The sequence below is a fragment of the Clostridium sp. Marseille-P299 genome, from assembly GCF_900078195.1.
Taxonomy (GTDB): domain Bacteria; phylum Bacillota; class Clostridia; order Lachnospirales; family Lachnospiraceae; genus Lachnoclostridium.
In genome coordinates this window covers 2,467,410-2,480,024 of sequence record NZ_FJVE01000007.1, presented here as the reverse complement: position 1 = coordinate 2,480,024, position 12,615 = coordinate 2,467,410, and the positions used below count along the sequence as shown (strand labels likewise).

Below are 12,615 nucleotides of genomic sequence, written 5' to 3'. Positions count from 1 at the left end.
AAATTTATAGATTAGGTGGGTGATTGGTTTGGATTTTGCATCTCTCGTAGGTATCATCATGGCAATGGTTGTTATGATATATGGTATGGTTGTAGAGGACGGCTTTGGTGCTTTAATAGCGTTCTGGGATGTTGCTTCTGTATTTATTACATTTGGTGGTGCCTTTTTATGCGTACTTATAATGAGTCCTAGTATATCCGTATATTTATCTTACATAAAAAGCTTTTTACTTATTTTTAAACCAGTAGCAACAAACGAAGGTGAGACAATTAAAACAATAATTGAATTATCCAATATTGCTAGAAAAGAAGGTTTATTATCCCTTGAAGAAGCAGCCAACAACATAGATGATGAATTCTTAAAAAAGGGTGTTTTATTAATTGTTGACGGTACTGATCCAGAGTTAGTACGTAGTATTATGGAAACAGAACTTGGTTGTATTGAAGATAGACATGGAGCCGTAATTGAATTCTGGGAAAATCTTGGTAGTATGGGTCCTGCCTGGGGTATGATTGGTACCTTAATTGGTCTCATTAACATGCTTGGTAAATTGGATGACGTTGCAGCGGTTGGTCCTGGTATGGCAGTTGCACTTGTAACAACTTTCTATGGTTCTGTACTTGCTAACTGGATTTGTATACCAGTATCTACAAAATTAAAAGCAAACAATGGTGCAGAAATTAAAATGAAGGAAGTAATGGTAGAAGGTCTTTTATCAATTCAGGCTGGCGAAAATCCTAGAGTTATTGAAGAAAAATTAAAATCCTTCTTATCACCAGCTAAGAGAAACGAATTGTTAAGTCATGAAGGCGGTGAAATGATTGGCTAGACAAAAGAAACCACAAGCACCTCCAAAAGGAGCACCTGCTTGGACGGCAACATTCTCCGATTTAATGAATCTTTTGTTATGCTTTTTCGTACTATTATTTGCCCTTTCATCCGTTGATGAAGAAAAATTTGATCAGGTAGCAGCATCTATGACAAATAGCTTTAGTATTTTTAAAGGTGGTAGTTCATCAATTGGAGAAGGCCAGTTGATTGGAATGGGTGTTTCTCAACTAAATGATCTTGATATATATTTTTCGTCCATGGGAAAGACAAGTGAAGAAGTTGATGAAGCAATTAAAGATTTTGAGGAACAGTTAAAAGAAGTAAATGGACAAGCTACCGCAGAAATGTATGATAAAATTTCAGAAACCAGTACGAAATATAACCTAGATAACTATGTTGAATTAAGTATTGATAAAGATGGTAGCAGATATGTATCAATAGATATCAATGGTTCCCTTCTCTATGACTCAGGAAAAGCGGAGTTAAAGAGTGAAGCAATACCTATATTTTCAAAAGTTGGAGATATATTAAAACTTTACGAGGGATATCGTATCTCGATTATCGGTCATACGGATAATGTTCCAATTTCCTCAGCAAAATATGCAAGTAATAAAGAATTATCATCTGCTCGAGCAATTAAAGCAGCTGAATATTTAATAAACAATAAAGGGATAGACCCATCTACGATTGAATGGATTGGAAGAGGAGAGTACGATCCAATTGCTGATAATAACACGCAAGAAGGAAAAGCAAAAAATCGTAGAATTGAAATACGTATCTATAACTCATTTAACTCTGATTGATGAGAGGGATGGTTATACGGGGAAAGGAATTGGTAGTTTTAAATGAAAAAGAATATATTAACAATTATTATACTGGCAGCTACTGTCATTAATCTTACATTAACAGCAGTTTCTTTATTTGTTGTTATACCAAGTGCTAGAAGAACTGATAATTTAGTGAAAAAAGTAGTCTCTATTATTGATTTAGAATTAGAGTCACCTATTCCACAAGTGGATAGCACTGGAATTAGCATCGAAGATATTGGTACTCATGAAGTGAAAGATATTACTGTTAATTTAAAAAAATCAGCAAATGATACAAAAGCACATTATGCTGCTGTGAATTGTTCATTAGCACTTAATAAAAAAGACAAAGACTACGAGAAAAAGCAACCTCTTTTAACAGAGCAAGAAGGCTATATAAGAGAAGTAATTCAAACTGAAATTGGTAGTTATACCTTTGATACAGTTCTTGATAATAAGGACAATATCAAGAAAGCAATTAAGGACACACTAACTGCTAAGTTTAATTCTGAATTTATTATTGATGTCTCTTTTGGTAGTTTTATCGTGGAATAGTTTGTCGTATTTTAAAATATTATAATGATTTTGTTACTAAAGTATGTTATGATGTTAAAAAGATTTACATAGGACATCTTCATAAGTGTTTAGTAATATTGGGAGGTAAGAGAATGGGTGATGTCTTATCCCAAAATGAGATAGATAATCTACTGGCTGCATTAAGTAGTGGTGAATTGGATGCAGATGAGTTTAAAGAAAATGGAGAAAAACAAGTAAAAGTATATGATTTTACAAGGCCTTCAAAATTTTCGAAAGAGCATCTAAGAACCCTAGAGATTATTTTTGAACATTATGGAAGATTGCTTTCAACACATTTACCAGCCTATTTAAGAAAAAATGTTCAGGTTGAGGTAATGAATTCAGAAGCAGTAGTTTATCAAGAATTTACGAATGCATTATCAAATCCAGTTCTACTTGGGATTATTGATTTTGCTCCTTTAGAAGGTAATATAGTCATTGAGCTAGCAGATAATCTAGGATATGCAATTGTGGATCGTATGCTTGGTGGTAGTGGTGCTCCACTTGAAAAAACGAGAGAATTCTCAGAAATTGAATTAGTGATTATTGAGCGTATTTTTACGGTTATAACAAACCTACTTTCTGAACCATGGTCAAACGTTGTTAACCTAGAACCAAGATTGGTTCGTATAGAAACTAATTCGCAATTTGCACAAATTATTTCACCAAGTGATATGGCCTCTATAATTACAATTAATATAAAAATTGGTAACATTGAAGGAATGATGAACATTTGTTTACCATATAGTTGCCTTGAACCAGTAATTGACAAACTGAATACAAAATATTGGTATTCGACAATGCAAGTAAACGATGATTCTAATTATCAAGACATTATAGAAGTAGCCATAGCAAAGGCAAGAATACCAATAAGAGCGGTACTTGGACGTAGTACAATCTCATTCAATGATCTAATGAATATACAAAAGGGAGATATTATAAAATTAGATACAAAGATTGATGATGAGCTTAATGTATATGTTGGTAACATAAAAAAATTTACCGCGCTGCCAGGGTCATCTTCTGATTCTTATGCAGTAAAGATATCTACAGTTATTAGAGAGGAGTAACAGGGTAATGGATGGTATGTTATCTCAAGAAGAGATCAATGCTTTACTAAATGGAATTAACGCTGGAAATGATATGAGTTCTACTACAGCACTTGCATCAGATAGTTTAACAGATGCAGAAAAAGATGCGATAGGAGAAATTTCTAATATAAGTATGGGTACGGCAGCAACGACTTTGTTTTCTTTAGTGAATCAAAGAGTTAATATAACAACACCAGTTGTTACGTATGCAAAATGGGAAGATTTACTGGATAGTTATGATCGTCCGTGTGTATTTATTCAAATATACTACAAAGAGGGGTTAGATGGTCATAATATCTTAGTATTAAAAGAAAAAGATGTTAAAATTATTACAGACTTAATGATGGGTGGCGATGGTAGCAATACATCTGGCGAATTAAGCGAACTTCACTTGAGTGCAATCAGTGAAGCAATGAATCAAATGATGGGTTCCGCTGCAACATCAATATCGTCAATGCTAGAAAAAAGAGTTGATATTAGTCCACCAAATGCGTCATTAGTTAATATGTCAGATAATATTAATGGTGAAGACATTGCACCATTTTTAAAAGGAGAGTTTGTTAAAGTTTCTTTCCGAATGGAAATTGGTGATTTAGTTGATTCTGAGTTGATGCAGTTATATCCTTTTGAATTTGCGAAAGATTTATACAAAAACTTCGTTAAGTATTCAGAGCATGAAGCCAATGCAGCATCAATGCTTACAGAAAATAAACAAGAAAAGCCTGTAGAAACAGTAAATAACTCCTTTGCGCCAGGCAGTGTTGCTTCAATGACAGGAGCAGTAGCGCAGCAAGGATACATACAACAAAACGAGGCTCCAGTAACTCATACAATGCCTGGGGCACAAAATGTTAATATTTCTCCTGTACAATTTCAACCGTTTATGAATCTTGGTAGTCCACTGATTAAGTCAGAGAACATTGATTTATTACTTGATGTGCCACTGGAAGTAACCGTTGAGCTTGGTCGAACAAGTAAATCAATTAAAGAGATTCTAGATTTTGCACCAGGTAAAATTATAGAACTAAATCGTTTGGCTGGAGAACCAATTGATGTACTAGTGAATGGTAAATACGTTGCAAAAGGTGAAGTAGTAGTTATTGAAGAAGCTTTTGGCATACGAATTACAGATATAATTAAATAAATTTAAAGAATATGACAAGATACACAAAGATGGGAGAATTAGAATGGCTAAGAGTATTTTAATTTGCGACGATGCAGCTTTTATGAGAATGATGATTAAGGATATTTTAACCAAAAATGGTTATACAATTGCCGGAGAAGCAGAAAATGGTATAAAAGCTGTAGAAAAATATAATGAAACTAAACCAGATTTAGTTATGATGGATATCACAATGCCTGAAATGGATGGAATACAGGCGTTAAAGAAAATAAAAGCAATTGATGCAAGTGCTAATGTAATAATGTGTTCAGCAATGGGTCAGCAAGCTATGGTTATTGAATCAATTCAATCTGGAGCAAAAGATTTTATTGTAAAACCATTTCAAGCGGATCGCGTGCTTGAAGCTGTAAAGAAGGCGATTGGTTAATCATGCATCTTCTTTTCTTAGCTGAAACAACATTAGACAAGCCATCATATTCATCATTAAGCAATGGACTTGAACTTGTTGGATTAGTTATTTTATGTAGTATTGTTATAGCAGCAAGTTATTTCGTTACGAAATTTGTTGCTGCTAAACAATTAGGGCATGGAAGAGAGAGTAATTTCAAAGTCATCGATGCCTATCGAATTTCCCAGAATAAAGTGATTCAATTACTTCAAGTAGGTAATAAATACATAGTTATTGCAATTTGTAAGGACACGATTACAGTCCTTACAGAGTTAACCAAAGATCAAATCACACACTTTAAGGAAAATTCAAAGCAAGGTACTAATTTTAAGGAAGTATTATCTGGTTTTATGCCCAAAAAAGATACTAAAACAATAGAGAAGGTTGATATTCATGAAGAAGACTATTAAAAATGCTGTACTATTACAAGATATCTATTCTTCAGCAAAAAGGACTGGTATTGCTTGCCTTTTAATAATAGCAATCTGTGTATTAACCTTATTTTTTGCTGTACCGATATCAGCAAGAGCAACGAACACAGAAACTACCAACAAGACAGAAAGTACGAACACTACTACGGATACTACTACGAGTACTGATACGAATACTAATTCAGATGGTGTAACCTTTTACTTTAATTCAGAAGAAGGTAGTGGGTCATTATCTTCAACCTTACAGATTTTAATCATTTTAACTGTAATTGCTTTGGCACCATCCATATTAATTATGATGACATCTTTTATTCGTATCATTATTGTTTTACATTTTGTACGTTCTGCACTTGGTACACAAACAACTCCTCCAAATCAAATTCTGATTGGTTTAGCATTGTTTCTAACATTTTTTATAATGTCTCCAATCTTTACGAAAATCAATACAGATGCACTTAAGCCTCTTTCAGCGGGTGAAATAACTCAAGAAGAAGCTTTTGAACAGGGGATTGAACCATTAAGAGACTTTATGTTTGATCAAACCAATGAGGATGATATGAAGTTGTTTCTTAATATCGCTGGGGTAAGTGAAGTGAATGATAGATCCGATGTTCCAACGACAGTGCTTATTCCTGCTTTTATTATTAGCGAACTTAGAACAGCATTTATCATTGGATTTTTAATATATATACCATTCATTATTATTGACATGGTAGTGGCATCTACACTGATGTCGATGGGTATGATGATGTTGCCACCTACGACAATATCAATGCCATTTAAGATCTTGTTATTTATTATGGCGGATGGTTGGAATTTAATCATTGGAGAAGTCGTTAAGACGTTTTATTGACGTAAGGAGGTAGCAATAATCAATGAATGAAAATATGTTAATGGAATTATTACGTCAAGCATTATATTTAATTATCAAAGTATCATCGCCAATGCTTGTTGTATCTTTAGTTATTGGTTTGATTATTAGTATTTTGCAAACAATTACATCCATTCAGGAGCAGACCCTCACATTTGTTCCAAAATTGATTGGAGTATTTTTAGTTATTATGTTATGTGGAAATTGGATTTTTCGATCGATCACAGAATTTTTCCAATATTTATGTGACAATTTTCGCTATTTTATACAAGGATAAATTGATTTATGACCTTTTCAATTGAGCAACTGCAATTCTTTTTTTGTATCCTTGTGAGGGTTAGCGCATTTATATATGCTGCTCCATTTTTTAGTTTAAAAAACGTACCACAACGAGTAAAGATTGGACTTTCAATTGCCCTTGCTGTGATCATATTTGAGACAATACCCTATACCCCAGTCAATGAAAAAACTATGATTGAGTACTCATTATTTCTAGGTAAAGAAATCTTAGCAGGGCTGATCATGGGGTATTTTGCAAATATAGGATATCATATCTTATCATTGGCAGGTCAAATGATGGATATGGAAATAGGATTCTCTATGGTGAATGAATATGATCCCATTACGAGTGCACAAGTAACTATTACATCAAATCTATATTCCTATGCCGTTATGTTGGTTTTACTGGTTACCAATATGCATCATTACATATTAAAAGCAATTATAGATTCTTTTGAGGTTTTGCCAGTTGGTAATATTATAATCAAACCTACGATAGCTACGGCAATGATTAAATTCATTACGGATTATTTTATAATTGCGTTTCGAATTATTTTACCACTCTTTACTGCACTTTTAATGGTTAATACAATTTTAGCTATTTTAGCAAAAGTGGCACCACAGATGAACATGTTTGTAATTGGTATGCAGTTAAAAGTATTTATTGGACTTATTGTTTTAGTATTTATGATTTCTATGATGCCATCGGTTGCTGATTTTATTTTTAATGAGATGATGGATATGTTAAAACAAGCAATATATTATATGAAGACATAAATAAGTATGTCGACAAGGAAATAGATATAAGAAGAGGTTTCTATGATTCAAAAATATTCCTATCCTTTTCCGTATCAATTACAGTTATTCGCAGAAAGCGGAGGGGAGAAAACCGAAGAAGCATCTGCTAAAAAGTTAAGTGATGCGAGAAAAGAAGGGCAAGTTGCTAAAAGCCAGGAATTAATTACTGCTAGTGGTTTGTTGGCATTATTTTTAGTATTGAAATTGTTTATCGGTTACATTGGGGAAAGTTTGATTGAATCTTTTGAATCCTCTTTTGGTAAGATTGATTTATTAGCTAAAGAAGATTTCAATACAACAATAGCTGCAAGTTTACTAAAAGATGTTGGAATTGATATTATACTTATTTGTTTGCCTGTATTTTTAACGGGAATGGTAATTGCATTTGTCGTGAATGCATTTCAAGTTAAGTGGGAGATTACAGGAAAACCATTAAAACCAAAGTTTAATAAGATTAGCCCAATTAGTGGATTTAAGAAACTATTTTCAAAAGATAAAATTGTTGAATTAATAAAATCAGTTCTAAAGATTACGGTAATTAGCTATATGGTTTATGATACATTAAAGGATGAAGTTGGTAAACTTTCTATAATGTATGAAATAGGAAACTTAAGCGCAGCTATTATAATGGTTGGAGATATTATTATTAATCTAGGATTGCAAATTAGTGCTTTATTTATTGTCATTGGTCTTGCAGACTTATTTTATCAAAAACGCAAGTTTAAAAAGGATATGAGAATGACCAAACAAGAAGTAAAGGATGAATTTAAACAATCGGAAGGTGATCCACAGGTAAAATCTAAGATACGTCAAAAGATGAGGGAATCTTCGCAAAGGAGAATGATGCAAGAGCTTCCTACAGCAGATGTTGTAATTACCAACCCAACGCACTTTGCCTGCGCTCTAAAATACGATAAAGAACGTTCAGAAGCACCAATTTTAATAGCGAAAGGTGCAGATTATATCGCAGGAAAAATTAAAGAAGTAGCAAAAGAGAACCAAATTCCAATTGTGGAAAATAAGCCACTAGCACGTATGTTATATTTTAATGTGGATTTAGATGAAGAAATACCACAGGAACTTTATCAGATGGTTGCTGAAGTTCTTGCTTATGTATATTCATTAAAAAATTAAATGAGGGTTATTAAAAAAAGAGGAGGAGCACTGGCGGATGAAGAAGACAGACTTGGCCATTGGGATTTATATTATATCAGCAATTATATTCTTAATCATACCAATGCCAGCAATATTACTGGATGTATTATTAGCACTTAATATATCCATAGCTATGATTGTATTATTCAATGCACTATTTTCGCAAGAAGTGCTAAACATGTCAACATTTCCAAGTATACTGTTATTTACCACAGTATTTCGTATATCTCTAAACGTCTCATCAACAAGATTAATTCTTACAACAGGAGATCCTGGTCAGGTTGTTCGACAGTTTGGAGAATTCGTTGGTGGTGGTGATGTTGTAATTGGTGTCATAGTGTTTGTCATATTAATTCTTGTTCAGTTTATGGTTATTAATAAGGGCTCAGAACGTGTATCTGAAGTAACAGCACGTTTTACATTAGATGCTATGCCTGGTAAACAGATGGCAATTGATGCCGATCTTAATACAGGTGCAATTACAGATGCGCAAGCAAGAGAGCGTAGAGAAAAAATTCAAGAAGAATCCAGTTTCTTTGGAGCTATGGATGGTGCTACGAAATACGTAAAAGGAGATGCAATTGCTGGACTTATAATCACCGTAATTAATATGGTTGGTGGAGTCGTTATGGGAATGACAAGAATGAATTTGTCTGCTGGTGCAGCATTTCAAGAATATGCAATTCTTTCAATCGGTGATGGTCTGGTAAGCCAGATTCCTTCTCTTATGATTTCACTTAGTACTGGTATTCTTGTTACCAAGGTTTCTAAGGAAGCGGATATTGGAGATTTACTTGTAAAACAATTATTCTCCATACCTAAAGTATTATATATGGTTGGTGCTGCTTTAATCTTTTTAGGAGTAGTAACACCTTTGCCGTTTATTGTATTTGTAAGTTATGGTATCGTCTTTATTGTTGTTGGACGAACAATTTCCAAACGCGTTCGTATTGCAAGTATTGAAGAGGAAGCTGCAACGGATGAAGTTTCAGCAGATGAAATTAGAAGACCAGAAAATGTTGTTTCATTATTACAGGTAGATCAAATTGAACTTGAATTTGGATATGGTATTATACCACTTGCAGATGTCAATCAAGGTGGAGATTTATTGGATCGAGTTGTTTTAATTCGTCGCCAAATTGCTTTAGAATATGGGTGTGTAGTACCTACAATACGTTTGAGAGATAATATTCAATTAAATCCAAATCAATATGTTATTAAGATAAAAGGGATTCCAGTAAGTAGTGGTGAAATATTATTTGATCACTATATGGCAATGAATCCTGGTTATGTAGAAGAAGAAATCACAGGTATTCCAACCTTTGAACCTTCCTTCCATTTGCCAGCATTATGGATTACTGAAGCACAAAGGGAAAGAGCAGAATCCTTTGGATATACGGTAGTTGATCCTCCATCGATTATCGCTACTCATTTAACAGAAGTAATTAAGACGCATCTTGATGAATTACTTACTAGACAGGATGTACAAAATCTTATTAATAATATTCAGGAAGCAAACCAGACATTGATTGGGGAATTGGTACCAAAATTACTTGGAGTTGGTGAAATTCAAAAAGTTTTACAAAACTTATTACGTGAAGGTATCTCCATCAGAGATTTAATTACTATTTTTGAAACCTTAGCAGATTATGCACCGACAACGAGAGATACCGATGTGCTAACTGAGTATGTTAGACAAGCTTTAAAACGCGCAATCTCTAATAAATACTTTGGAGATAGCGATTCTACAAGTGTAGTAACACTTGATCCAAAGATAGAACAAGAGATTATGAATTCCGTAAAACAAACAGAACAGGGTGCTTATTTGAATTTAGATCCTGATAAAACGCAGCATATTATGCAATCAGTGAAAACTGAAGTAGAAAAATTGGAGAAACTAGGTAGAAATCCGATTATTATTACATCTCCAATCGTAAGAATGTATTTTAAAAAGTTAACAAAAGATTATTTTAATGACTTAATTGTGATTTCATATAACGAAATAGAATCCGATGTAGAATTACAGTCAGTAGGGATGGTGACAGCATAATGATTATTAAGAAATTTCAAGCCAATACAGAAACAGAGGCAATTATGCTAGCTAAGGATGACCTTGGAAAAGATGCTATTGTCATGAATATTAAAACAATACGTCCAAGAGGTATATTTAAATTCTTTAAGAATTCAACCGTAGAAATTACTGCAGCAGTGGATGAATATAGGAATAAAGCAACTGAAGTACAAAAAGAACCTATGACGAACTCCATTTATGAAAATTCTAGATCTGAGTCGAAACAAAATAGTTTTGAGCAAGAATTAGAATATCAAAAAGGCTCGAATCAAGTAACAGAAGATTTACCATCATCATCAATAGAGATGAAACTTAATAATCTTCAAGCAATGTTAGAAAAACAAATTTCAGAGTCTGCTAAAAAAGATGTCGAAGAAAAACAAAGTAATAAAGAGGAAACAGAGAATAAAGAATTACCTTGGATACAACTTATTTATAATCAATTATTGGCAAATGAAGTAGATGAAAAGATTATAAATGATATTATAGGAGAGATAGAACCTTCTTTAAAGAAAGATGCAACGATTGATAGTATACTTGCAAGTATATATCAGAAAATTATTTTAAAACTTGGTCAAACACAGACGATAAGTATTACTGAAGGTAAGACAAAATATATCTTTTTTATCGGCCCAACAGGAGTTGGAAAGACTACTACTATTGCAAAGATTGCCTCTAGTATCAAAGTAGAGAAAAAAGGAAAGATTGCTTTGATAACTTCTGATACATACCGTATCGCCGCTGTTGAACAGCTTAGAACTTATGCAAATATTTTAGATGTTCCACTTCGTGTTATCTATTCTTATAATGAAATGGAAGAGGTGCGGGAAGATTTTAAAGACTATGATATTGTTTTAGTTGATACTGCAGGACGTTCTCATCGTTCAAGGGAACAAAGAGATGATATAGAAAAATTAATTAATAGCATTCCAAAAGAAGATAGAGAAATATATCTCGTTTTAAGTGCAACTACGAAAAATAAAGACTTAGTTCGTATTACAGATGCTTATTCAGAAATAACAGACTATAGATTGATTTTTACTAAGTTGGATGAAACTACATCAATAGGAAATATTTTTAATATTAAAATGTTAACAGGAGCTCCTTTGTCATATGTGACACACGGTCAGAATGTACCAGATGACATTTCTAAAATCGATGCACAGCAAATTGCAAAGCAACTTTTGGGGGGCAACGAATAAATGGATCAAGCAGAACAATTACGAAAACTAGTGAAACAACAAAATGAGCAAAAAGCGTGTTCAAGAGTCATTACAATCACTAGTGGTAAGGGCGGAGTTGGAAAATCAAGTACATCGGTAAATCTAGCAGTTGAGATGACAAGACTTGGTAAAAGGGTTATTATATTTGATGCTGACTTTGGCCTTGCCAATATTGAGGTTATGTTTGGCGTACGTCCAAAGTATAACTTGGCAGATTTAATGTTTCATGGAAAAGATTTAAAAGACATTGTGACGCAAGGTCCGGAAGGAATCGGATTTATTTCAGGCGGTTCTGGAATACAAGAACTGACAAGGCTAACAAGAGAGCAAATTATTTATTTGTCTAATAAACTAGTCGAACTTGACGAAATGGCAGATATTATTATTATAGATACAGGTGCAGGAATATCAGACAATGTATTAGAATTTGTAACAGCTTCTTCCGAGGTGTTTTTAGTAACAACGCCAGAGCCTACTTCAATTACTGACGCATATGCTCTGTTAAAAACACTAAACAAAAAAGAAGATTTTTCAAAAGAAGATACGAAAGTAAAAATTATATCAAATCGCGTTTCGAATGAAATCGAAGGAAATGATATTTATGAGAAGCTAAGCACTGTAGTGGATAAATTTTTGAACTTTCAAATAGATCATTTAGGAAATATACCACAGGACCCTTTAGCAATAAAGGCAGTATTACAACAAAAACCTGTGACTATGATTTATCAAAATTCACCTTCTGCGTATGCATATAGAACAATTGCTGCAAAAGTATGTAATGAAGAATTAACTGTTCCAGAACAAAAAAAGGGAATATCACAGTTATTTTCAAGTTTGATAAAATCTAAGTATTTATTGAGAAAACGTTATTAGTAATTGACGTTACAGTGAAAGTAGTCATCATAAAAGATT

General features: G+C 33.1%; 14 protein-coding genes. All 14 read left to right on the top strand.

Translation table 11 applies throughout. The annotated features are described in order from the left end of the window. Positions 1-28: 28 nt before the first annotated feature. The 14 genes from BN4220_RS18890 to BN4220_RS18825 all read left to right on the top strand — a co-directional run bounded on the left by BN4220_RS18890 (position 29) and on the right by BN4220_RS18825 (position 12,576). Entirely contained in the window at positions 29-829 is an 801-nt protein-coding gene (locus BN4220_RS18890; protein ID WP_066720341.1) for a motility protein A, read from the top strand. Then, complete coding sequence (locus BN4220_RS18885) at positions 822-1,634, top strand: OmpA/MotB family protein (protein ID WP_066720339.1); 813 nt, start codon at positions 822-824, stop codon at positions 1,632-1,634. The genes BN4220_RS18890 and BN4220_RS18885 overlap by 8 nt, the downstream gene beginning before the upstream one ends. Before the next feature lie 42 nt (positions 1,635-1,676). After that, a complete protein-coding gene (locus tag BN4220_RS18880) occupies positions 1,677-2,192 on the top strand; it encodes a flagellar basal body-associated FliL family protein (RefSeq protein ID WP_066720337.1) in 516 nt (171 codons plus the stop codon). Between the two features lie 113 nt (positions 2,193-2,305). Next, positions 2,306-3,283 carry a flagellar motor switch protein FliM gene (gene fliM / locus BN4220_RS18875; protein ID WP_066720334.1) on the top strand — a complete coding sequence of 326 codons (978 nt, stop codon included), beginning with the start codon at positions 2,306-2,308 and terminating at the stop codon, positions 3,281-3,283. A gap of 7 nt (positions 3,284-3,290) precedes the next feature. Further along, on the top strand, positions 3,291-4,448 hold the full coding sequence (gene fliY, locus BN4220_RS18870; protein ID WP_066720331.1) for a flagellar motor switch phosphatase FliY: 1,158 nt from the start codon (positions 3,291-3,293) through the stop codon (positions 4,446-4,448). Between the two features lie 43 nt (positions 4,449-4,491). Continuing rightward, entirely contained in the window at positions 4,492-4,854 is a 363-nt protein-coding gene (locus BN4220_RS18865) for a response regulator (RefSeq protein ID WP_066720328.1), read from the top strand. 2 nt (positions 4,855-4,856) lie between these two features. Beyond that, positions 4,857-5,285 (top strand): flagellar biosynthetic protein FliO, encoded by a 429-nt coding sequence (locus tag BN4220_RS18860; protein ID WP_066720325.1) that lies wholly within the window; start codon positions 4,857-4,859, stop codon positions 5,283-5,285. Between the two features lie 73 nt (positions 5,286-5,358). Beyond that, positions 5,359-6,159, top strand: a complete 801-nt coding sequence (gene fliP, locus BN4220_RS18855) for a flagellar type III secretion system pore protein FliP (RefSeq protein WP_347477148.1) — start codon at positions 5,359-5,361, stop codon at positions 6,157-6,159. A gap of 22 nt (positions 6,160-6,181) precedes the next feature. Beyond that, positions 6,182-6,454, top strand: a complete 273-nt coding sequence (fliQ, locus tag BN4220_RS18850) for a flagellar biosynthesis protein FliQ (RefSeq protein ID WP_066720319.1) — start codon at positions 6,182-6,184, stop codon at positions 6,452-6,454. 8 nt (positions 6,455-6,462) lie between these two features. After that, positions 6,463-7,233: a flagellar biosynthetic protein FliR gene (fliR, locus tag BN4220_RS18845; RefSeq protein ID WP_066720316.1), complete on the top strand. Its 771-nt coding sequence runs from the start codon at positions 6,463-6,465 to the stop codon at positions 7,231-7,233. 42 nt (positions 7,234-7,275) lie between these two features. Then, positions 7,276-8,388, top strand: a complete 1,113-nt coding sequence (gene flhB / locus BN4220_RS18840; protein WP_066720313.1) for a flagellar biosynthesis protein FlhB — start codon at positions 7,276-7,278, stop codon at positions 8,386-8,388. A gap of 37 nt (positions 8,389-8,425) precedes the next feature. Beyond that, complete coding sequence (gene flhA / locus BN4220_RS18835; protein ID WP_066720311.1) at positions 8,426-10,459, top strand: flagellar biosynthesis protein FlhA; 2,034 nt, start codon at positions 8,426-8,428, stop codon at positions 10,457-10,459. Then, positions 10,459-11,682 carry a flagellar biosynthesis protein FlhF gene (flhF, locus tag BN4220_RS18830; protein ID WP_066720307.1) on the top strand — a complete coding sequence of 408 codons (1,224 nt, stop codon included), beginning with the start codon at positions 10,459-10,461 and terminating at the stop codon, positions 11,680-11,682. Before flhA ends, flhF begins: the two co-directional genes overlap by 1 nt. Beyond that, a complete protein-coding gene (locus BN4220_RS18825; protein ID WP_066720304.1) occupies positions 11,683-12,576 on the top strand; it encodes a MinD/ParA family protein in 894 nt (297 codons plus the stop codon). The last annotated feature ends 39 nt before the right edge of the window (positions 12,577-12,615 follow it).